The sequence below is a fragment of the Burkholderia glumae LMG 2196 = ATCC 33617 genome, assembly GCF_000960995.1.
Taxonomy (GTDB): domain Bacteria; phylum Pseudomonadota; class Gammaproteobacteria; order Burkholderiales; family Burkholderiaceae; genus Burkholderia; species Burkholderia glumae.
Genome location: NZ_CP009434.1, coordinates 1,524,552 through 1,548,307, shown reverse-complemented (window position 1 = coordinate 1,548,307; position 23,756 = coordinate 1,524,552). Strand labels below are relative to the sequence as shown.

Sequence of the window (23,756 nt, the reverse complement as noted above, 5' to 3'; positions counted from 1 at the left end):
CGCGCAAGCGGCCCGCGAACGCCCTTCCCTTCTCAAGCGTATTACCTCGATGCCGTACCGGAGCGCGACGATGAATGCCTTTGAAGCCACAATGAGTCGGTTCGATCATCTGCACAATTTTGGCCAATGCCTGCGTCACTGGGCAGCGGTCAAACCGCACGACACCGCGTTCCGGTTCCTGACCGACGGTGTCGTCGAGGCGCCGCGACTGAGCTTCGCCGAACTCGACCGACGCGCCACCGCGATCGCCGCCCGCCTCGCGCGCGAATGCCCGCGCGGCGAGCCCGTGTTGCTGCTCTATCGGCCCGGGCTCGACTTCATCGCCGCGTTTTTCGGCTGCCTCTACGCGGGCTGCGCGGCGGTGCCGGCTTATCCGCCGTCGGGCCGCGCCACGCGTCGCAATCGGCTCGCCGCGATCATCGCCGACTGCGGCGCCGGCGCGATCCTGACCAGCGACGAGCTGGTCGAGGCGATCCGCGAGGAGATCGCGCAGGCCGACGTGCCGTCGCGCGCGGGCGTGATCGGCACCGACGCGCTGCTGGCCGCGCCGGGCGAGGCGTCCGACGCGGACGGGGCCGCGCTGCCCGCCAGCCATCTGGCGTTCCTGCAATACACCTCGGGCTCCACCGGCCGCCCCAAGGGCGTGCGCGTCACGCACCGCAACCTGCTCGCCAACGAGCGGGCGATCCGCGAGGGCTTCGGCCACGGTCCGGACACGGTGTTCGTCGGCTGGTGCCCGCTTTATCACGACATGGGCCTGATCGGCAACGTGCTGCAGCCCGTCTATCTCGGCATCCCGTCGGTGCTGATGTCGCCGTTCGAGTTCCTGCAGCAGCCGCTCAAGTGGCTGCGCGCGATCTCGACCTACGGCGCCACCACCAGCGGCGGCCCGAACTTCGCCTACGAACTCTGCGCGACGCGCATCGCCGAGGCCGACAAGGCCGGGCTCGATCTGTCCTCGTGGCGCGTCGCGTTCAACGGCGCCGAACCGATCCGCGCCTCGACGCTCGACAAGTTCGCGGCGGCGTTCGCCGACTACGGCTTCGACGCGGGCGCGATGTTCCCGTGCTACGGGATGGCCGAGACCACGCTGTTCGTGTCGGGCGCCGTGCCCGGTGCCGGCGCGCTCACGCGCCGCGTCGACGCGCTCGCGCTGCAGGCCGGGCGCTGCGTCGACGCGGCCGACGGGCAGCCTGCCGCCGAGCTGGTGAGTTCGGGGCGCGTGGGCGGCGACCAGCAGGTGCGCATCGTCGATCCGCACAGCCTGCGCGCGAGGGGCCCCGGCGAGATCGGCGAGATCTGGGTGCGCGGCGGCAGCGTCGCCGACGGCTACTGGAACCGCGAGGACGACACGCGCGCCCAGTTCGACGCCCGCATCGCCGGGGAGGACTCGCCGCCGTTCCTGCGCACCGGAGATCTCGGCCTGCTCGACGGCGGCGAACTCTACGTGACGGGCCGGCTCAAGGAGCTGATCATCATCCGCGGGCGCAACCACTACCCGACCGACATCGAGCAGACCGTCGAGCAGAGCAGCGCCGACTTCCGCGCCGGTTGCGGCGCGGCCTTCGCGATCGACGGCGAGGACGGCGAGCGCCTGGTGGTCGTGCAGGAGATCCAGCGCGCCGTGCGCAAATCGCTCGACGCCGAGGAGGCCGGGCGGCGCGCCGCCGCCGCAGTGGCCGCCGCGCACGGCATCCCGCTTCACGAGCTGGTACTGGTGCAGGCCGGCGTGGTGCCGAAAACGTCAAGCGGCAAGAACCAGCGCACGCTGGTGCGCCAGCATTACCTGAACGGCGAGCTGCCGGTGCTCGCGCGCGTGCGGCCGGGAGCGGGCGCCGAGGCCGCCGCGCCGGCGTTGCCGGCCGCGCCGGGCGACGGCGTCGACGCACTGCGCGAGCGCGTGATCGCCGCGATGCTCGGCGCGACAGGCGCGGCGCGCCCCGAGGCGCGGGCCACCTCCACGCTCGCGCTCGGCCTCGATTCCCTCGCGCTCGTCGATCTGCAGACGCGCCTTGCGCGCGAGTTCGGCATCGGGGTGGCGCTCGACGAACTGATGGACGACCGGCCCGTGGCGGAGCTCGCGCATGAGCTGGCCGCACGTGCGCTCGACGGCGGCGCGATCGATGGCGCAACCGGCGGCGAGGCGACCGCGCCCCCGCCGCCCGCCGTCGACCCCACCGCCCTGACGCCCTACCAGGAGGCGATCTGGACGGCGCAGCTGTGGGACCCGTCCTCGCCCTGCTTCAACCTGGTGCTGCCGCTGCGAATCCGGGCGCCGCTCTCGGCCACGCAGGTGCGGGAGGCGCTCGCGGCGCTGACAGTCGCCCATCCTAACCTCGCGAGCCGCTTCGTCCAGGACGGCGACGGCCAGCTGCGGCAGCAGCCGGCAACGGCGTCGGCCGGGCTGCTCGACGTGATCAACTGCGCGGGGCAGTCCGACGACGCGCTGCGCGCGCGCATCGTCGCCGCCACCGGCGTGCCGCTCGACCTGTCCGCCGGCCCCGTGTTCCGCGCCGAACTGCTGAGCCGCGCGCCCGACGATCACGTACTGGTGCTGATCGCCCATCACCTGGTTGCCGATCTCGGCTCGCTGCAGACGGTGCTGGCCGACTTCGCCGAATTCCACGCGTGCCTCGCCGAGGGCCGTCCGCTGCCGGCGCGGGCCACCGCGCCCGACTATCGCGCCCGGCTCGCCGCGCTGCTGCACGAACCGCAGGCCGAGGCCGACCGGCAATACTGGGCCGCGCGCCTCGCCACCCCGATCGAACCGCTGGCGCTGCCACTGGCACTGCCCGGCGAGGCCCCGGCGGGCCGCGTGGCCGGCGCGGGTATGAGCGTGGACATCGACCTCGACGCCGCGCTGACGGGCGCGCTCGACACGCTCTGCGCCGGCCAGCGCGTGACGCGCAACATGGCGCTGCTGGCGGCGTTCTTCGCGTTCCTGCATCGCTACACGGCACAGCGCGACTTGGCGGTGGTCACGCCGGCGGCCGTGCGGCCCGGCGGCGAGTTCGACGATTGGGTCGGCTACGGCGTGAACCTGCTGGTGATCCGCGAGGCGGTGGACGGCGAGCTGCCGTTCACCGCGCTGCTCGCCGCGATGAAGCAGACCGTGGCCGGCGCGCTCGCCCACCGCACGACGCCGTTCATCGACCTGGCGCGGCGCTTCGCGCGGCGTGACGCCGACGTGCGCCATCCGTTCTCACGCATCCTGTTCGCCTATCACAACCTGAACCGCCTGCCGCAGGCCGCCGACCTGCTGGCGGGCGCGGCGGGCCAGCCGCTCACGGTCGGCACGCTCGCGCTCGAAAGCTTCCCGGTGCCCACCCCGGCCGCGCAAACCGACCTCGCGCTGGTCGCGATCCAGGCCGGCGAGCGGCTCGTGCTGCGTTTCGAGTACGACGCCACGCTCGCCTCGCGCGCCGCGGTCGAGCGCATGGCCGCGCATTTCCGCACGCTGCTCGGCGCGCTGATCGCCCGACCCGACCAACCGGTCGCGCGGGCCGCGCTGCTGGAGGCGGCGGAGCGCGAGCGGCAGCTCGTGACATGGAACCACCGGCCACTGCCGGCCGTGCCGGCCGGCGCGAACGTGGCGGCGGAGCACGCCACGGTCCACGCGATGATCGACGCGATGGCGTGCCGCGTGCCCGAGCGCATCGCCGTGCGCACCGACACCGAGCACCTGGACTATGCGCGGCTGCGGCACGACTCCGACGCGCTGGCAGCCGCGCTGCACGCGCGCGGCGTGCGCCACGGCGACGTGGTGGGTGTGGGCCTGCCGCGCGACGTGCGCCTGCCGGTGATGCTGCTGGCGATCTGGAAGGCCGGTGCCGCCTATCTGCCGATCGACCTCGGCGTGCCGGCCGAACGCGTGCGCCAGATGCTGGACGACGCGCAGGCCACGCTGATCGTCGCGCCCGCCGCGCTGCAGAGCGCGCTCGGCGACGACGGCCGCACCTGGGTCACGCCCGAGGCGCTCGCGGCGGATGCGCCGGCGGCCGCCTCGCCGGTCGCGCCCGACGCTCGCGCCGGCCGCGAAAGCCTTGCCTACGTGCTGTTCACGTCCGGCTCGACCGGGCGCCCGAAGGGCGTGGAAATCGAGCATCGCAACGTGCTGTCGCTGCTCGCGTGGATCGGCGCCTGCTACACGGCCGACGAGCTGGCCGCCGTGTTCGCGGGCACCTCGATCGCGTTCGACATCTCGGTGTTCGAGCTGTTCGGCCCGCTCGCGCACGGCGGCTGCGTGGTGATCGGCGAGAACCCGGCCACACCGCCCGCCACCCCGGTGTCGCTGATCAACACCGTGCCGTCGGCGGCGGCGGCACTGCTGGAGACGGGCAGGCTGCCGGCCGGCGTGGTGACCGTCAACCTTGCCGGCGAACCGCTGCGCCAGTCGCTGGTGGACGCGCTGTATGCGCGCGGCACGATCGGCAAGGTCTACGACCTCTACGGGCCGACCGAGGACACCGTCTACTCGACCGCGGTGCTGCGCGAGCCAGGCGGCTTCGACACCATCGGCACGCCGCTGCCGGGCAAGCGCGTCTACCTGCTCGACGCGCAGGGCGAGCCGGTGCCGGTGGGCGTGGCGGGCGAGCTATACCTGGCCGGCGACGGCCAGGCGCGCGGCTACCGCCACCGGCCCGACCTGACCGAGCATGCGTTCGTCTCGGTGCCGGCGCTGGTCGACCTCGAGCCACGGCTCTACCGCACCGGCGACATCGGCCGCCAGTTGGCAGACGGCCGCATCGTGCTGTCGGGCCGGCGTGACCACCAGGTGAAGATCCGCGGCCACCGCGTCGAACTCGGCGAGATCGAGGCCGTGCTGCTGCGGCACCCGGCGGTGCGCGATGCCGTGGTGGTGCAGACGCGTCACACCGCGCCGGCCGGTGACGGCGGCGACGGCCAGGACGCGCTGCTGGTCGCCTACCTGGCCAGCGGCGACGTGCCGGGCGAGGCCGGCGGCATCGACGCGGTGCGCGAGTTCGCGGCCGCCTCGTTGCCGAGCTACATGCGTCCCGCCGGCTATGTGCTGCTCGAGGCGCTGCCGCGCAACGGGAGCGGCAAGGTGGACCGCGCCGCGCTACCGCGCTTCGACCCGTTCGCGCATGACGCCGCCGCCGCGCCGGCCAGCGACGCGCAGCGCGCGGTGCTGGCGATCTGGGAGGAGGTGCTCGGCTTACACGGCTTCAGCATTCATGCCGACCTGTTCGAGCTCGGTGGCCATTCGCTGCAAGTGATCCGGATCCTCACGCGCTGCCGCGAGCACTTCGGCGTCGAGATTCCCGTGCGCGAGGTGCTGGAGCGCACCACGGTGGCCGACCTGGCCGCCTACATCACGTTACTGGCGGCGCGCTCCGGCGCCGCCGACGAGCCCGGCGGCGCCCGGGAGGAGGTGCTGTTGTGAGTACCGTGAGCTTCATGGCCGATCTGCAGCGGCGCGGCATCCGCCTCTACGCGAAGGCCGGCCAGCTGGCGGCCGACGCCGCGCCCGGCATGCTGACGGCGGGCCTGATCGAGCAGATCCGCGACCGCAAGGCCGAGATCCTCGACCTGCTCGACTCGCTCGAGGCGCAGGCGGCCCGCGCGCGCGACGCTGCCCCGCCAGAGGCGGCGGCCGATGCTGGTAATGGCGGCGACGCCGCCGGCGATGGCCAGCTGTCGGACGGCCAGCAGCAGATGGTGCTGGCCAGCCGGCTCGCCCACCACGCGGCCTACCACCTGCCGGCCCTGTTCGCGATCAACGGCGCGCTCGACACGGAGGCGCTCGCGCACGCCTTCGCGGCCGTGCTGCGGCGCCACGAGACGCTGCGCACGCGCTTCGTCGAGGTGGATGGGCTATGGCTGGCGCGCGTCGACGCGGCGGACGCGTTCTCGCTGCCTGTGACGCGCATGAGCGAGCCGGCCGCGCTCGCCCTCGCGCGCGGCGAGGCCGACCGCCGCTTCGATCTGGCCGCCGAATGGCCGTGCCGGGTGCGCCTGCTGCGCACCGGCCACGCGCGCCATCTGCTGGTGATCGTGCTGCATCACGTCTGCTGCGACGGCGTCTCGGTGGGCCTGCTGATGCAGGAGATCGCCGCCGGTTACGCGGCGGCCCGCGCGAAGTCCGTGACGTCCGAGGCCTCCGGCCTGTCCGCTCGAACCGGTGACCACGGCGACGGCACGGGCCGGGGCTCGGCGCCGGCCCGCCGCTTCGCCGATTTCGTGCGCTGGCAGCAGCGGCGCCTCGGCTCGCGCGAGCAGCGCGCCGCGCGCGACTACTGGCGCGAGCGCTTCGCGCGGCCCGCGCCCGCGCTCGCGTTGCCGGCCGACCGGCCCGGCTCGGCCGAACAGCCGGCCGCCACGCTACGCCTGGCGCTGCCGGCCGCGCTGCGCGAGACGCTCGACGCGCATGCGCGGCAACACCGGCTCACGCGCTTCACACTGCTGGTGGCGGGCTTCGCCGCATTGCTCGGCCGCTATGCCGGCGAGGAGGACGTGGTGATCGGCACGCCGGTCGCGAACCGCACCCACGCCGAATGGCAGGCCCTGGTCGGCTTCGTCGCCAACACCGTGGCGCTGCGCTTCGACTGCGCGGCCGACCGGTCAATCGGGCAGTTCCTGGAGGCGGCGTCGAGCACCGTGCGTGACGCGCTGGTCCACGCCGATCTGCCGTTCGAACAGGTGCTGCGCGCGATCGACCGGCCGGCCGGCGCGCCGCTGTTCCAGGCAATGTTCGCGATGCAGCCGGCCTCGGCCGCTTCGTTCTCGCTCGACGCGCTGTCGGTCACCGCGCTGCCGCTCGCGCCGTCGCAGACCAAGTTCGACCTGACGCTGCTGGTGGAGGAAAACGGCGACGACGCCGAGCTGGCCTTCGAATACCGTGCCGACCGCTTCGACCGCGGCTGGATCGCCGACCTCGCGCGCCGCTACCTGCTGCTGCTAGAACGGCTCGTGGCCAACGCCTCGGCATCGCCCGAACAGCCGCTCGGCCAGCTCGATCTGATCGAGGCTGCCGACTTCGCGCGCCTCTCGCGCGAATGGAGCGACAACGCGGTCGAGCGGCCGCCCGTGCCGGTCCACGCGCTCGTCGCGGCCGCCGCCGCGCGCACGCCGCAGGCGCTGGCGATCGTCGCGCCCGGCGGCAACCTGTGCTACGGCGAACTCGACGCGCTCGCGAACCGCTACGCGCATGCGCTGATCGCCGCCGGCGTGGCGCCGGGCGACCGTGTGGGCGTCTGCCTGCCGCCCTCGGCACGCCTCGTCGCCGTGGTGCTAGCGATCGGCATGGCAGGCGCCGCCTACATCCCGATGGACCCAGCCTACCCGGCCGAGCGCCTGCAGGCGATGGTCGACGATGCGCGGCCGACGCTCACGATCGTCGAGCCGCCCGCACCGGTGATCGGCGGCACCACCACGCTCGCGCTCGAGCAACTGCACGCGGACGCGGCCGCGCAGCCAGCGTATGCCCCCGACCTCGCGCTCGCGCCCGGTGCCGATCCAATGACGCTGCCGCTCTACGTGATCTTCACCTCGGGCTCGACCGGCCGCCCCAAGGGCGCCGTCGTCACGCAGCGCAACTTCGTCAATCTGCTGCATTGGTACGCCGATACCTTCGGATTCCACGCATACACCCGCGTGCTGCTGCTGAGCGCGCTCAGCTTCGACCTGACCCAGAAGAACCTGTTCGCGCCGCTGCTGCACGGCGGCACGCTCGTCATCAAGAGCCGCGCCGATTTCGATGCGCCGAGCGTGGTGGCGGACATCGCGCGGCAGCGCGTGAGCGTGGTCAACTGCACGCCGAGCATGTTCTACGCGATCGTCGAGGCGGACGCGGCCAACGGCTGGCGCGGCATCGAGACCCTGCGCCACGCGTTCCTCGGCGGCGAGCCGATCTCGCTCGGGCCGCTCGCCGACTGGCTGCGCGAGGCGCCGCAGCGCACCGAGATCGTCAACACCTACGGGCCGACGGAATGCTCGGACGTCTGCGCCTACAAGCGCCTGCCCACGTCGCTCGACCACTGGCCGGCCGTGGTGCCGATCGGCGCGGCCCTGCCCGGCTTCAAGCTGGTGGCCGTCGACGAGCACGACCGGCCGGTGCCCGACGGCATGGCGGGCGAGCTGCTGGTGGGCGGGATCGGCGTCGGCGACGGCTACGTGGGCCGCCCCGAGCTGAACGCCGAGCGCTTCTTCGTGCCCGCGTTCGCCGCGCCCGGCGAGCGCTTCTATCGCACCGGCGACCGGGTGCGGCGACGCCCCGACGGCGATTTCGTGTTCCTCGGCCGCCGCGACCTGCAGACCAAGCTGCGCGGCTTTCGCATCGAGCTGGGCGAGATCGAGGCCGTGCTCGAGGCACAGCCGGGCGTGGCACGCGCCGCCGCCAGCGTGAGGCGCGGCGAGGCCGGCGACGAGCGGCTGCTCGCGTTCGTCGTCGCTGAGGCGGGCGCCGCGGCCGGCCTGGACGCCGCGCGCCTGCTCGGCGCCGTGCGCGGCCGGCTGCCGGCCTTCGCAGTGCCGCAGGCGATCGTGCCGCTCGCGGCGCTGCCGCTCACTCCGAGCGGCAAGCTCGACCGGCGCGCGCTGGCCGCGCTCGACGCCGGCGCCATGCCCACGGCCGACGCGCCGCCCCACGAGGCGCCGCAGGGCGCGCTGGAGACCTGCATCGCCGAGGTCTGGTGCGAGCTGCTCGGCCTCGCGCGCGTGGGCCGTCACGACAGCTTCTTCGCGCTCGGCGGCCACTCGCTGCTCGCCACGCGGGCCGTGACCCGGCTCGTGAACCATCACGGCCTCACGCTCGACATCGGCGACGTATTCGAGGCACCGACCGTGCGCGAGCTGGCCGAACGGCTCGCGGCGCGCGGCGTCGCGGTGCCGGATGCCGGCCGCGAGGTGGCCGCGGAAGCCACCGGCCGATTCGATGGCGCGCCGATCGCGCGCCGCGACGCGGTGGCCCCGTATCCGCTCTCGCCCGCGCAGCAGCGCATGGCGTTCCTCGCGCGCGTCGAGGGCAGCGCCTCGACCTACAACATGTCGATCGCGCTGAAGCTCGTGGGGCCGCTCGACGTGGCCGCGCTCGGGCGCGCGCTCGACGCGCTGGTCACGCGCCACCCGGTGCTGTCGGTCGCGTTCTCGGCGGACGGCGAGAGCACCGTCCAGACACCGTGCGCACCCGGGTTCGCCGCGCTGGCCGCGGTGCCGGTGGCGCCGGACGCGCTCGCCGACGCGGTTCGCGAACTGGCGAACCGGCCGTTCGACCTGGCGCGCGACACCACGCTGCGCGCCCATCTGCTCGCCACGGGCGCGGACCAGCACGTGCTGGTGCTGTCGATGCATCACATCGTCTGCGACGGCTGGTCGGCCGGAATCGTGCGCGACGAGCTGGGCCCGCTCTACGCGGCGGCACGCGCCGGCACGGACGCCGCGCTGCCGGCGCTGCCCGTCAGCTACTTCGACTACGCGCAATGGCACCGCGACTGGCTGTCCACCGAGCGTCTCGCGCGGCTCGATGCCTACTGGACCGGCCAGCTCGCCGGGCTGCCCGAACTCTCGACGCTGCCCACCGACTACCGGCGCCCCGAGGTCGCGCTGCACGCCGGGCGCACCGAGCCGTTCGTGCTGCCCGACGCGCTCTCGGCCAGGCTCGCCGAGGTCGCGCGCGAGCACGGCGCGTCGCGCTTCATGCTCGCGCTGGCCGCGTTCCAGGCGCTCGTCGCGCGGCTCACGCATCGCGCCGAGGTGGTGGTGGGCACGCCGGTGGCGAACCGGCTTCGCCCCGAACTCGAGGGGCTGGTGGGGCTGTTCGTCAACACGCTGGTGATTCGGCAGCAGGTCGACGAGACGCAGCCGTTCAACGTGTTGCTCGATGCCACACGGCGCACGCTGCTCGACGCCTACGCACACCAGGACATGCCGTTCGAGCGGCTCGTCGAGCAGCTGAAGCCGGCTCGCCACCTGGCCTACGCACCGCTGTTCCAGATCCTGTTCGTGATGGACACCGGCGCGCTCGACGGGCTCGAGATGCCCGAGCTCGCCGTCGAGCGAATCGACGCGCTGCCCGGCTCGGCCAAGTACGACCTGAACATGCATCTGCTGGAGCGCGACGGCCGGTTGTCCGGCTATGTCGAATACGACACGGCGCTGTTCGCGCCGGCGACCATCCGGCGCCTGATCGAGATGTACCGCTTCGTGCTGGAGCAGGTCACGGCCGCCCCGCAGCGCCCGCTGCACGAGCTTTCGCTGCTCTCGCCGGCGCTCGCCGACGAACTCGCCGCCCTGCCGGCGCGCGTCTCGCGCGCGCCGCGCGAAGCCACCATCGTCGAGCTGGTGCGGGCCAGCGCGGCGCGCTGGCCGGACCGCGCCGCCGTGATCGACGGCGACGCCTCGCTATCCTACGCCGGCCTGCTCGAGGCGGCCGAACGCGTGGCCGGCGCGCTGCTGGCCGAGCGCGTCCCGCGCGAGGCGCCGGTCGGCGTGCTGATGGGACGCTCGACGACGCGCGCAGTGGCGCTGCTCGGCACGCTCGTGGCCGGCTGCGCCTACGTGCCGCTCGATCCCGAATGGCCCGACGAGCGGATTCGACAGATCCTGCACTCGGTCGGCATCGCGGTGCTGCTGACCGAGGCCGGCCAGCGCGCGGCGGCGCTCGGCTTCGCCGGCACCGTGATCGACCCGTGCGCGGCCTCGCGGCCTGCGGTGGGTGCAGTGGGCGCGCGCCGCGATCCGGCTCCCGCCGATCTGGCCTACGTGATTACCACCTCGGGCTCGACCGGCACGCCCAAGAGCGTGATGGTGCCGCACCGCGGCGTCGCCCACGACCTCGTGTTCCTGGTCGAGTCGCGCGAGGTGCGGCCCGAGGATCGCGTGCTGCAAATCACGAACTTCAACTTCGATCCGTCGGTGCGCGACCTGTTCGGCGCCTGGAGCGCCGGCGCCGCCGCCGTGCTGCTGCCGCCCGAGGTCGCGCGCGATCCGGCCGCGTTGCTGACGCGGCTCGCGCGCGAGCGCATCAGCAAGGTGTTCAGCATCACGCCCACCCTGCTGCGCTCGATCCTGACGGTCGCCGAGACGCGCGGCGCGCCCGGCGAGCTGCGGCTCGACACCCTGATGCCGTGCGGCGAGCGGCTGAGCGCCGAAGACTGCATGCGCGCCTGGGCCGTGTTCGGCGACAGCCTGCGCATCGTCAATCAGTACGGGCCGACCGAGGCCACCATGACCTCGGCCAACCACCTCGTGACCCGCGACGACCTGCGGCTGCCGCGCCTGCCGGTCGGGCTGCCGAACCCCAACACGCAGGTGCGGGTTCTCGACGCGCACCGGCGCGAGGTGCCAGTCGGCACGTTCGGCGAGGTCCATATCGACGGCATCGGCATCACGCGCGGCTATGCGAACGACACCGGGCGCACCGCCGAGGCGTTCATCCCGAACCCGTTCGCGGCGCGCGCCGATGCTCACGGCCCGATCCTCTACCGCACCGGCGACATCGGCCGCCGGCTCGACGACGGCAGCATCGACCTGATGGGCCGCACCGACGCGCAGGTGAAGATCCGCGGCAACCGCGTCGAGCCCGGCGAGGTCGAGGCCGCGCTGGGGCGCATGAGCGGCGTCGAGCACGCGGCCGTCAAGGTGTTCGAGGACGCCGACGGCCAGTCGCAACTGGCCGCCTACGTGGTGCTGGGCACGGCGCCGGACGACCCGGAGCGCGCACTGCGCCGCCATCTCGAACGCGAGCTGCCGTCCTACATGGTGCCGGTCTCGCTGCAGGTGATCGACGCGATGCCAACCACCATCACCGGCAAGATCGACCGCCGCCGGCTGCCCGAGCCCGTGGTGCGGACCGGCTCCCGCGAGGTCCGGCACCTGCCGGCCAGCGCCACCGAGGCGGCTATCGCGCAGATCTGGGCACATGCGCTCGGCCATCACGACGTCGATACCCGGACCAGCTTCTTCGATCTGGGCGGCAACTCGATGCAGTTGATCTCGGTGCAAGCGGCACTGCTCGCACGCTTCGGCCGCGAGCTGCCGATCGTCGACCTGTTCCGCCATCCGACCGTCGAGCTGCTGGCAGCCTTCCTCGACGCGGGCGGCGGCATCGCCCCGCCCGGTGGCCAGCCAGGCGGCGCCGATCACGACGCACGCGAGCCGTTGCTGTCGGCCGCCGCGCGCCGCCGAATCGAACAGCGCAAACACCGCAACACCGGTGCCACCGCGCGCCGACAGGGGAGAAACGAACATGAATCATGAACTCGAGGGCATCGCGGTGGTCGGCATCGCCGGGCGCTTTCCCGGCGCGGCCGACGCGGACGCGCTCTGGCACAACGTGGTGGCGGGGCGCGAATCGATCCGGCGCTTCTCCGACGAGGAACTCGCGGCGGCCGGCGTGCCGCGCGAGTCGATCGACGCGCCGCGCTACGTGAAGGCACGGCCGCTGATCGACGACGTAAAGGGCTTCGACGCCGAGTGCTTCGGGATGACGACGCGCGAGGCCGAGATCACCGACCCGCAGCTGCGCCTGCTGATGGAGTGCGCGCACGAGGCGCTCGAACAGGCCGGCCACGTGCCCGGCGACGACCTCACGGTGGGCGTCTACGCCGGCGTGCGGCTGAGCCGCTACCTGGAGGAGCACCTGCTGCCGAACCCCGACGTGGTCCGCTCGGTGGGCATCGAGTCGCTGCAGATGATCAACCGCAAGGATTCGGCCGCCACGCTGCTGTCGTACCGGCTCGACCTGACCGGCCCGAGCATCAGTCTCAACACGGCCTGCTCGACCGGGCTGGTGGCCGTGCATCTCGGCTGCGGCGCGCTGCTGAATCACGAATGCGACATGGTGCTGGCCGGCTCGGCGGCGATACCCGCGTTCGATCCGGAGGGCTACCTGCACACGCCGGGCGGCATCCTCTCGCCGGACGGCCACTGCCGGCCGTTCGACCAGGCCGCGAAGGGCACGCTCGACGGCGCCGGGGTAGGCGTAGTCGCGCTGATGCGGCTCGAGGATGCCGTCGAGCGCGGCGTGCCGGTACTGGCCGTGATCCGCGGCACCTCGGTGAACAACGACGGCGCGATCAAGATCGGCTACACGGCGCCGAGCGTGGACGGCCAAGCGCGCGTGATTGCCGAGGCGATGGCCACCGCCGGCGTCGGCGCCGAGACGATCGGCTACGTCGAGACGCACGGCACCGCCACGCCGCTCGGCGACCCGATCGAGATCGCCGCGCTGACCCGGGCGTTCCGGCTCGACACCGATCGCATCGGCTTCTGCGGCATCTCCTCGCTGAAGAGCAACATCGGCCATCTCGGCGCAGCCGCCGGCATCGCCGGGCTCATCAAGGCCGTGCAGGCGGTGCGCCACGGCGTGCTGCCGCCGAGCCTGAACTTCGAGGCACCCAACCCGGAGCTGCGGCTCGCCGACAGCCCGTTCTACGTGATCCGCGACGCGCGCCCGTGGCCCGCGGACCGGCTGCCGCGCCGCGCCAGCGTCAGCTCGTTCGGCATCGGTGGCACCAACGCGCACCTGATCCTCGAACAGGCACCCGACGCCGCCGCGGCACCGCAGGCCGACGCCGGCACGCCGCGCGCCCGCCTGCTGCCGTTCAGCGCGACCTCGGAGGCGGGCCTCGCCGACTATGCGCGGCGCCTGGCCGAGGTCTGGCGCGCGGCGGCGCCGCCCTCGCTCGACGCCGCCGCGCGCACGCTGCAGCACCAGCGCCGCGCGCGGCGCCATCGCGGCTTCGTGGTGGCCGCCGACGCCGCCGAGGCGGTGCGCGAGTTCGAGCGGCTGGCCGCCCGCGCCGCGCCGGCGGTGCCGGCCGAGGGCGCCCACCGGCCCGCGTCCGGCACGCCGCCGGTGGTGCTGCAATTCACCGGCCAGGGCGCGCAGAAACGCGGCATGGGCACGCTGGCGGCAAGCCGGCAGCCGCACCTCGCGGCCCGGCTCAACGAGGCCGCGCGCTGGCTGCACGAGGACCACGGCATCGAGCTGGCGGCGCTCGTCGCCGACGGCCACGACCCGCGATCGGGCCTGAGCCTGGACGCCACCGCCGGCGCCCAGCCCGCGCTATTCGCTCTCGAATGGGCGCTCGGCCGCTTCTGGCTCGACGCCGGCATCGTGCCGGCCGCGCTGGTGGGCCACAGCCTCGGCGAGCTGGTGGCCGCCACGCTCGCCGACGTGATGAGCCTGCGCGACGCGCTGCGGCTCGTGGTGGCGCGCGGGGCCGCGATGCAGCAGGCGCCGGCCGGCGCGATGCTGGCCGTGCCGCGCGGCGAGGCCGCGCTCGCCGCGCTGCTGGCCGCCAGCCCCGCCGAGGCGGGGACCTGCGTGATCTCCGCCGTCAACGGCCCGGCCGCCTGCGCGGTGTCGGGCAGCCTCGCCGGCATTGCCGCGCTCGAGGCGCAGCTGAGCGCGCAACGCATCGTCCACAAGCGGCTCGACACCTCGCACGCGTTCCATTCGCCGCTGATGGAACCGGTGCTCGAAGACTTTCGCGCCGCGTTCGACGGCATCGCGCTGCGCGCGCCGACGCTGCCGATCCACTCGACCGTCACCGGCCGCCGGCTGACCGACGCCGAGGCGATCGACCCGGCCTACTGGGTCGGCCAGCTGCGCGCGCCGGTGCGCTACCAGCAGGCGCTGCAGGCCGCGCTCGCGGATCTGGCCGGCGCGGCCGCCGTGGTGCTCGAACTCGGCCCCGGCCGCACCCTGACGAGCGCCGCGCGCGGCTTCGTCGAGGCGCGCCATGCGGTGCTGCCGAGCCTCGGCGGCGTGCCCGACGACGAGGCGCGCGCCCTGCTGCAGGCGTTCGGGCAACTCTGGTGCCTCGACGTCCGGCTCGACTGGCGCGTGCTCGACGCCGCCGCCGACGCCCCGCTCGCGGCGCTGCCGACCATGCCGTTCACGCGCCGGCGCGCCTGGATCGAGCGCTTCGTGCCGGCGGCACCGCTCGCGCCGTCCGGCCCGCTCACCCCGGCCGCCGCCGCGGCGACGGCCCCGGCCGACGCGGCCGAGCCCCTTGCCGTTTCCACTTCCGTTCAACCCACCGATGAAGGACTGCCCATGGCCTCTCCCGAAGAAGACGGCACCGCCACGCTGCACGAACAGCTGACCGCGATCTGGCGCGACGCGCTCGGCGATCGCCCGATCGGCCCCGACGACAGCTTCTTCGACCTCGGCGGCAACTCGCTGCTGGCGCTGCAGGTCGTCGGCCGCATCAATCAGGCGTTCGGCGTGGCGATCAACCCGTCCGACATGCTCAAGCGCCCCACCGTCGCGGAGTTGTCCGACGTGATCACCGGCAAGCTGCTCGGCAAGACCGACGACGCCGATCTGGACGCGCTGCTCAACGAGATGTCGCAACTGTCGGACGACGACGTGCGCGAACTGCTGAAGCAGACCTGACCGGCCCCATGACCGCGAACCGAAGGCCGCGCGACCCGAGGCCCGAGCGAGGAACCCTGCCATGACCAACCTGCACGAACGCATCAATCAGTTGAGCGATGCGCAGAAAGCCGCGCTGCAGGCGCGGCTCGAACAGAAGCGGACGATCCGGCCGGCCGGCCGGCCGCTCGACTTCGGCCTGCTGTTCTTTTCGTCCGACGGCTCCGGCCAGACTGCCGGCAAATACGACCTGCTGATGGACGCGGCGCGGCTCGCCGACGCCGAGGGCTTCAGCGCGATCTGGACGCCCGAGCGCCATTTCCAGACCTTCGGCGGGCTCTATCCCAACCCGGCCGTGCTGGCCGCCGCGCTCGCCATGGTCACGCGCCGCATCCAGTTGCGCGCCGGCAGCGTGGTGGTGCCGCTGCACGATCCGGTACGCGTGGCCGAGGAATGGGCGATCGTCGACAACCTGTCGGGCGGGCGCGTGGCGCTGTCGTTCGCGAGCGGCTGGCACCGCGACGATTTCGCCTTCCGCCCCTACGCGTTCGAGACGCGGCGCGAGACGCTGGAGCCCGCGATCGACACCATCCGCCGGCTGTGGGCCGGCGAGCCCGTCACGCTGGCCGGCGTGGGCGGCAAGCCCACCGAAATCCGCACCTTCCCGCGCCCGGTCCAGCCGGCCTTCTCGTTCTGGCTCACGGGCGCCTCGCGCGAGACCTGGAGCCGCGCCGCGCGGCTCGACGCCAACGTGCTGTGCCTGATGGGGCCATCGCTGGCCGACCTGCGCGAGAAGATCGCGCTGTACCGCGAGGAACGGCTCGCGGCCGGGCTCGACCCGGCCGGAGGCAAGATCACCGTCACGCTGCACACCTTCATCGACGACGACCTGGCCGCGGTCAAGCGGCAGGTGCGCGCGCCGCTGACCGACTATCTCGAAGACTATGTGCGCCAGTTCCGCAGCCTGATGCCTGCCGAGGAAGTCGCGCGGCTGGAGGGCGCAAAGGAGTCGATCCTCGATTTCGCGTTCGAGCGCTACTTCAATTTCAGCTCGCTGCTCGGCGACCGCACCAAGTGCATCGAGATGCTGAACCAGCTCACCGAGGCCGGCGTGGACGAGGTGGCCTGTCTGGTCGACTTCGGCCTGCCCGCCGACACCGTGATGGCCGGCTTGCGCAAGCTTGCCGCGCTGCGCCGCGAATTCGCCGACGCGCAGGCGCAGGCATCGCCGGCCGCCGCGCCGGTCGCCTGAGCGCGCCCCGAGCCGCGCCATCGAAGCCGCAGCCGCCCAGCGCGCCCCCGTCAACCCGTACTCGCCCCCGAACATGAACACTGACCGATTCGCCGATTTATCCGCCGAGAAGAAAGCCCTGCTGCTGCAACGCCTGACCGCCATGAAACGCGAGACGGCCGCCACCCCGGCCGCGCTGCGCGAGGCCGTCACGCCCCACCTGTCGGTCGACCGCCGCCCACTGCTGTCGCTCTACGCGGCGGGCGAACTCGAACCGGTGGACGCGGTGGCCGTCGGCTGCCTGTCGGACCGTCTACTGCGGCAGAATCCGCAGCTCGACACGCGCCACTTCACGCACGCGCTCTGCCACGACCTGCCGATCTTCGCGAACGTGCGCACGCTCGCGGCCGGGCGCATCGCCTCGGTGATCCTGCCGCGCTTCTATTCGCAGATCTATCTCGACCAGTCCGACATCGTCCGGCTGGTTCGCCAGTGCCAGTCGCTCGCGAAGGTGCTCGGCGCGCGCATGGTATCGCTGACCGGGCTGATACCGTCGGCCACCGACTACGGCCGCGCGGTGCCCGAGGACGACGCGCTGCCGCCCGTCACCACCGGCCATGCCACCACCACCTCGGCCGTGGTGCTATCGGTGCGGCGGCTGCTGGCCACTGCCGGCCGCCGCCTCGAGGACGAGACGCTGGCCTTCATCGGCCTGGGCTCGATCGGCTCGTCGACGCTGCGCCTGCTGCTGAGCGTGCTGCCGCATCCGCGCCGGCTGATCCTCTGCGACATCTACCAGAAGCGCGAATACGTCGAGCGGCTGATGCAGGAAGTGCGCGACGAGCTGGGCTTTCGCGGCGAGCTGTCGTTCCACCACGAAAGCCGGGGCGTGGCGCCGCAGGCCTACGAGGCCACGCTGATCGTCGGCGCGACCAACGCGCCCGACGTCGTCGAGGTGAGCCGGCTGCGGCCCGGCACGCTGATCGTCGACGATTCGGACCCGCACTGCTTCAACCCCGAGCAGGCGATCGCGCGGCTCGAGGCGCATGGCGACATCCTGTTCTCGGAAGGCGGCGCGCTGGCCGCGCCGGCACCGTTCGAGCACCTCGCCTACATCCCGACCGAGTTCGCGCAGCAACTGCCGGTCGATACCACGCCGGGCACCGAGCGGCGCATCACCGGCTGCGTGCTGTCGAGCCTGCTGTCGGCGGCGCGCCATTATCCGTCCACGCGCGGCGACGTGAAACTGGCAGACGCGCTCGCACACTACCGCGGACTCTGCGACGAAGGCTTCGACGCCGCGCCGCTGCATTGCGGCCACTACGCGATCGCGCAGGAACGCGTGGACGCGTTCGTCGCCAACCACAGCGCGCACGCGCTGAAGCTAGCCTGACGCCGCCGCCCATGCCGTCGATCCCGTCCATGCCGCCCTCGCACGCCGCGCCGCCGCCAGCACACCTGCCCGAGCATCCGTCGTTTGCCGCCGTGCCGGCCTACGCGCCGGTGGAAATCGTGGTGGAGATCGCGCGTAGCGCCGACGGCACGCCGCATATCCGCGCGCACGACTTCGAGTCACTCGGCTACGGCCACGGCTACGTGGTGGCCGACGATCACGCGGCCGTGCTGCTCGCGCACCTCGTCACGCTGCTGGGCGAGCGCAGCCGCCACTATGGCCGCGACGAAGCGCCCGGCGACGACGCCAACCTCGACAGCGACCTCGGCTACCGCGCGCTCGACTACGGCGGCCAGGCCGCCGGCGCGCTGGCGAGGATGTCACGCCACGCCAACGCGCTGATCGACGGCTTCGCGGCCGGCTTCAACCGTCGCGTGAGCGAGCTCGTCGAGGCCGGCGAGCCGTTCGCGTCGATGCCTGGCGGCACGCCGCGCGTGCTGCAGCGCAACGACGTCGCCGCGCTGCTGCTCGCGCTGGCCGACGAGGCGAGCGGCCGGCGCTTCGTGCAGGCCCTTGCGCTGGCGCGGCCACCGGTGCCGACCGCGGCGCCCGACGCGCATGGCGAGGTCGCGGCGGGCGCCGACCACGCGGCTCGCGCCGACGACGCCCGCCGCGCCGACCCGCCATGGTCGGCCCACGCCGATCTGCCGCTCGGCAGCAACGCCTGGGCAATCGGCGGCGAGGCGGCGGCCGGCGGTGCGAGCGTGCTGATCGCCAATCCGCACTTCAGCTTCAACGACGGCTTGCGCCTCTACCAAGTGCATCTGACGATCCCCGGCGCGTTCGACGTGGCCGGCGTGTCGATCCTCGGCTGCCCGACCGTCAATCTCGGCTTCAACGCGTCGCTGGCCTGGACCCACACGGTGTCGTCGGCCGAGCGATTCGTGCTGCAGCGGCTGCAGCTCGTGCCGAACGACCCGACCGCCTACTTCTGGGACGGCCGGCCCGAGCCGATGCAACGGCGCCGCGTCGCGATCGAGATCCGCGGCGAGGCACGGCCCCACGAGCGCGACCTCTGGCAGACGCGCCACGGCCCGCCGCTCAGCGTGCCGGGCCTCGCCGAATGGAATCCCGAATGGGTGTTCTGCCTCGGCAACGCGAACGCCGGCAACGCCGACGTGCTCGACCACTGGCTCGCGATCGGCGCCGCGCGCTCGCTCGACGAGTTGGAGCAGAGCTTCGCGCGCTGGGCGGGAACGAGCTGGGTGAATCTGCTCGCGATCGACGCCGCCGGGCAGGCCTGCTACGTCGACGGCAGCAACGTGCCCGAACTTGGCGCGGCGACGCTCGCGGCACTGGCGGACACCGACCATCCGCTCGCGCTCGAACGCAGACGCCGCGGCCTCGTCGTGCTGCCCGGCGACGACCCACGCCACGCGCTCGCGCCGCGCCGCCCGCGTGCCGTCGCGCAGCGCCCGGCGCGCCGCACGCGCGGCGTGCTCGCCAACTTCAACAACCCGTACCAGCACGTCGATCTCGACGCCGCGCTGCCCGCGCACCATCCGCTGTTCGGCGCGTTCGACGCGCCGCTCACGCCGCGCGCGCGGCACGGCCTGCGGCTCACGCGCGAACTCGCGCGGCCGATCGGGGCCACCGCGCTCGCGCGCCTGACGCTCGACAACCACGTGCCGATGAGCGACCTGCTGCTCGACGACCTGCTCGCGCTCGGTGCGGCCTGTCGCGAGCCGGTGGCCGCGCGCGACGGCACACGGGTCGATCTCGCGCCCGCGCTCGCGATCCTGCGCGCGTGGCGTCGCGAGGACGCGCTCGACGCGCCGGGCGCGCCGCTGTTTCGCGAATTCGCGCAGGCGTGGCTCGCGGGCGCGCATGGCTACGCGCACGCCTTCGATCCCGCCGCGCCACTCGACACGCCGCGCGGCCTGCCGCACTGGCAGGGCAGCGGCCCGGCGCCGGCGCTCGTCGCGCTAGCCACGGCCGTCGAGCAGCTCGCGGCGGCTGGCTTTCCGCCCAGCGCCACGCTGCGCGACCTCCAGTTCCGGCTGCGCGCCGACGGCACGCGCGCACCGTTGGACGGCGGCCCGAACCTGACCGGCGCGCTCAACGTCAGCCAGGTCGGCGCACTCACACCGCCCGAGCGGCTCGCCCAGCTCGTGCGCGGGCGCGTGCCGCTGCCCACCGGCCTCGCGCCGCACGGCTATGCCGTGAACTTCGGCACCACCTGGCTCGCCAGCATCGTGTTCGACGGTGGCCGCCCGCTCGTGCATAGCGTGCTGCCGCAGGCGCAGCGCAGCCGGCCCGGCACCGCGTGGAGCGACGGCCGGCCGCCGCCGCCGCTCGGCACGCCGGCCAGCCACTTCGCGTTCGAGGCTGCGCAGGTGCAGGCCGCCACGGTCACGCGATGCGAATTACGCGCAAGTGCCGCATCGGTTACCTTCGCCGCCAGCGCGGCCGACGCCTCCCGTCATACCCCGCTCGCCCACCCCGTCCGCCCTCGCCCATGAACGATTTCTTCTCGATGTACCGCCACGGCTTCCTGCGGGTGGCCGTCGCCATTCCCCCCGTGGTGGTCGCCGATCCGGCCGCCAACCTCCAGGCGACGCTGCGCCTCGCGCGCGACGCAGCCGGGCGCGGCGCCCTCGTGACGATCCTGCCCGAACTCGGCCTGTCGGCCTACACCAACGACGAGCTGTTCTTCCAGCGCGCGCTGCTCGACGGCGTGAAGCGGGCGATCGGCAAGCTGCGCGCCGCCTCGGCCGAGCTGCCCGGACTGATCGTGGCGGGCGCGCCGCTCGAATGGAGTGGCCGCCTCTACAACGCCGCGGTGGTGCTGCACCGCGGCCGGATCCTGGGCGTGGTACCGAAAAGCTACCTGCCGAACTATGGGGAGTTTTATGAGAAGCGCTACTTCGCTTCCGGGCTCGGCGTGACGGGCGGCACGCTGCGCCTGGACGGCGCCGAGGTGCCGTTCGGCACCGACCTGCTGTTTCGCGCCGACGACTATCCGGAGCTCGTGCTCGGCGTGGAGATCTGCGAGGACCTCTGGGCGCCGGTGCCGCCGTCCACCTATGCGGCACATGCGGGCGCGACCGTGATCGCGAACCTGTCGGCCAGCAACATCACCGTCGGCAAGTCCGAGTATCGCCGGCTTCACGTGCGCTCCCACAGCGCGCGCTGCCAGGCCGCCTATCTCTATTCGGCGGCCGGTTGCGGCGAATCCACCACCGACCTGGCCTGGGACGGCCACGCACTCGTCTGCGAAAGCGGCGAGATACTGGCCGAAACCGAGCGCTTTGCCGACACCGCCCAACTGCTGGTGGCCGATCTCGACCTGCAGCGCATCATGCAGGAGCGCCTGCGCGTGCAGACCTTCGACGATTGCGCGCGCGCGCTCGGCGGCAGCGCGTTCCGCAACGTCGGCTTCGCGCTCGCTCCGCCGCGCGGCCCGAGCGGGCCGCTGCAACGCCGCCTCGACCGCTTTCCGTTCGTGCCGGCGGACGTGGCGATGCTCGATGCGAACTGCGAGGAAACCTTCATGATCCAGAGTCACGGGCTCGCCAAGCGGCTGCGCGCGACCGGGCTCGAGCAGGTCGTGATCGGCGTGTCGGGCGGGCTCGACTCCACCTATGCGCTGCTGGTCTGCGCGCTGACCATGGACCGGCTCGGCCTGGACCGCCGCAACATCCTCGCCTACACGCTGCCCGGCTACGCCACCAGCCGGCACACGCTCGACAATGCCTGGGCGCTGATGCATGTGCTAGGCGTGAGCGCGCGCGAGATCGACATCAAGCCGGTATCGGACCGCACGTTGGCAGACATCGGCCATCCGGCCGCACAGGGTGAGGCACGCTATGACGTGACCTACGAGAACGTCCAGGCCGGCGCACGCAGCGCCTACCTGTTTCGGCTCGCGAACGCGAATCGCGCCATCGTGATAGGCACCGGCGACCTGTCCGAGCTGGCGCTCGGCTGGTGTACCTATGGCGTCGGCGATCAGATGTCGCATTACAACGTGAACGGCTCGGTGCCGAAAACGCTGATCCAGCAGATGGTTCGCTGGCTGGCGGACCGGCAGCGCTTTGGCGCCGATGCTGCGGGTATCCTGCGGCGTATCGTCGAGACCGAGATCTCGCCTGAGCTGGTGCCAGGCAACGCGAGCCAGTCGACCGAGCAGGCGATCGGCCCCTACGCGTTGCAGGATTTCAACCTCTACCACGTGACGCGCTATGGCTTCGGCCCGGCGAAGATCGCATTCCTCGCATGGCATGCGTGGCACGACGCCGAGGCCGGCGACTGGCCACCGCTGATGGACTCGCGTCCTGCCTACGATCTGGCCGCCATCAAACGCTGGCTCGTCGTGTTCGTGAAGCGTTTCTTTGAGGGTAGTCAGTTCAAGCGCTCCGCGCTGCCCAACGGCCCGAAGGTGGCCGCCGGCAGCTCGCTGTCGCCGCGTGGCGACTGGCGCGCGCCGAGCGACTCGGTAGCGCAGGCGTGGCTCGACGAACTGACGCGCGCGGTGTCCGATCAGCCTGCCGGCGATGAAGACCGGCGCGAACGTGCTCTGCTTGCTGGCCGACCGCTCGACGGCGAGCCTGCCGACGGAAACGCGCGATGATTGTAGTCTTCGGCGATCGGCACGCCGATAGCGCCGCTGAAGGCCGCGACGCGATATACCGTCAGCGTGAAGGAACGCTGCGGCTCGAACCCGTTCGATCTCAGTTGGTCGTTCTCGACCATCTAAGAACCGCTAAGAGGCCAGTTCAAAAACCCTGCTCAGCTCGTCTGAAGATGTTCCAACAGATGATCGAGCAGCCAAGTTTGAGGAATGCTTCGTGAATGTAGGCACTTCGCTCGAAGCGAGTGCGTAGGCGCCGGAAATTGTGGAGCCAGGAATGCGTACGTTCGACTACCCAACGATACTTGCCCAGACCACGGCCATGCTCGGTCCGGCGCTTGGCGATCACGGGCTTGATACCGCGTTCGCGCAACGCGCGACGATGTCGGGTGGAATCGTAGCCGCGATCGGCGTAGACGACGCCGGGCTTCTGAAGCGGTCGGCCACGAACGCCGCGAATGGGTGGAATCGCATCAACGAGCGGCAGCAACTGCGTGACGTCGTTGGTGTTCGCGCCAGTCAGGATCGCAACGAGAGGAACGCCGTTGGCGTCTACGAGGACGTGGTGCTTGGAACCGGGTCGCGCGCGATCGGTGGGGTTCGGGCCAGTTTTTCGCCCGCCCCAACGGCGCGCACGGACGACGAATCGACCGCAGCGTATGACAGATCGATTTGGCCGGCCGCACGCAACTTGTCGAGTAGCAACTCGTGCAGTTGGTCCCATACACCAGCCTTTTGCCAGTCGCTCAATCGCCGCCAGCATGTGGCGCCCGAGCCAAAGCCCAGACGAGTCGGCAAGTGGTTCCAACGAATTCCCGTTTTGAACACGAACAGGATGCCGTTGAGAGCCGCACGGTCGGACACGCGCGGGCGACCAGGATCGCTCTTCGCTCGAAGCTTCGCAGGTGGCAGCAATGGTTCGATCAGTATCCACAGTTCGTCGTCAATGATTGGCGCTTCCATCCTTGGACTTCCGTTGTTCTGATGCCCAAGGTTAACAGCTTGCCGAGGAAGTAAACAGCCCCTCTCGGGAGTTTTTGAACTGGCCTCTAACACAAGTCATCCACGAATCTTGAGCAGATGATGGCGGCTGCCAGAATGAGCAAGGCGGCATGAATATCGAGGCGACACTCGAAGCGAATCCAGAGCTTTCCGA

The 23,756-nt window shown here is 72.2% G+C and carries 8 protein-coding genes; 7 read left to right on the top strand and 1 reads right to left on the bottom strand.

All coding sequences use genetic code 11. The features are described 5' to 3' along the window. Positions 1–91 precede the first annotated feature (91 nt). From KS03_RS07820 to KS03_RS07790, 7 genes are all read left to right on the top strand, one after another. Positions 92–5,404: a non-ribosomal peptide synthetase gene (locus KS03_RS07820; RefSeq protein WP_043308192.1), complete on the top strand. Its 5,313-nt coding sequence runs from the start codon at positions 92–94 to the stop codon at positions 5,402–5,404. After that, positions 5,401–12,216, top strand: coding sequence for a non-ribosomal peptide synthetase (locus KS03_RS07815; protein WP_045678741.1), 6,816 nt, complete (start codon positions 5,401–5,403; stop codon positions 12,214–12,216). The genes KS03_RS07820 and KS03_RS07815 overlap by 4 nt, the downstream gene beginning before the upstream one ends. Continuing rightward, complete coding sequence (locus KS03_RS07810) at positions 12,206–15,364, top strand: type I polyketide synthase (protein WP_015877362.1); 3,159 nt, start codon at positions 12,206–12,208, stop codon at positions 15,362–15,364. Before KS03_RS07815 ends, KS03_RS07810 begins: the two co-directional genes overlap by 11 nt. A 61-nt stretch (positions 15,365–15,425) precedes the next feature. Further along, a complete protein-coding gene (locus KS03_RS07805) occupies positions 15,426–16,595 on the top strand; it encodes a MupA/Atu3671 family FMN-dependent luciferase-like monooxygenase (protein WP_015877363.1) in 1,170 nt (389 codons plus the stop codon). 73 nt (positions 16,596–16,668) lie between these two features. Further along, positions 16,669–17,967: a hypothetical protein gene (locus KS03_RS07800; RefSeq protein ID WP_017424821.1), complete on the top strand. Its 1,299-nt coding sequence runs from the start codon at positions 16,669–16,671 to the stop codon at positions 17,965–17,967. 29 nt (positions 17,968–17,996) lie between these two features. After that, a complete protein-coding gene (locus KS03_RS07795; RefSeq protein WP_015877365.1) occupies positions 17,997–20,489 on the top strand; it encodes a penicillin acylase family protein in 2,493 nt (830 codons plus the stop codon). Beyond that, positions 20,486–22,600 (top strand): NAD(+) synthase, encoded by a 2,115-nt coding sequence (locus KS03_RS07790; protein ID WP_015877366.1) that lies wholly within the window; start codon positions 20,486–20,488, stop codon positions 22,598–22,600. Before KS03_RS07795 ends, KS03_RS07790 begins: the two co-directional genes overlap by 4 nt. Positions 22,601–22,745: 145 nt before the next feature. Here the strand turns inward: KS03_RS07790 and KS03_RS29715 are convergent. Then, a protein-coding gene (locus KS03_RS29715) for an IS5-like element ISBugl2 family transposase (protein ID WP_088499487.1) occupies positions 22,746–23,563 on the bottom strand; the annotation gives its coding sequence in 2 pieces (ribosomal slippage) (positions 22,746–23,215 and positions 23,215–23,563; 819 coding nt in all). Between the last annotated feature and the right edge of the window lie 193 nt (positions 23,564–23,756).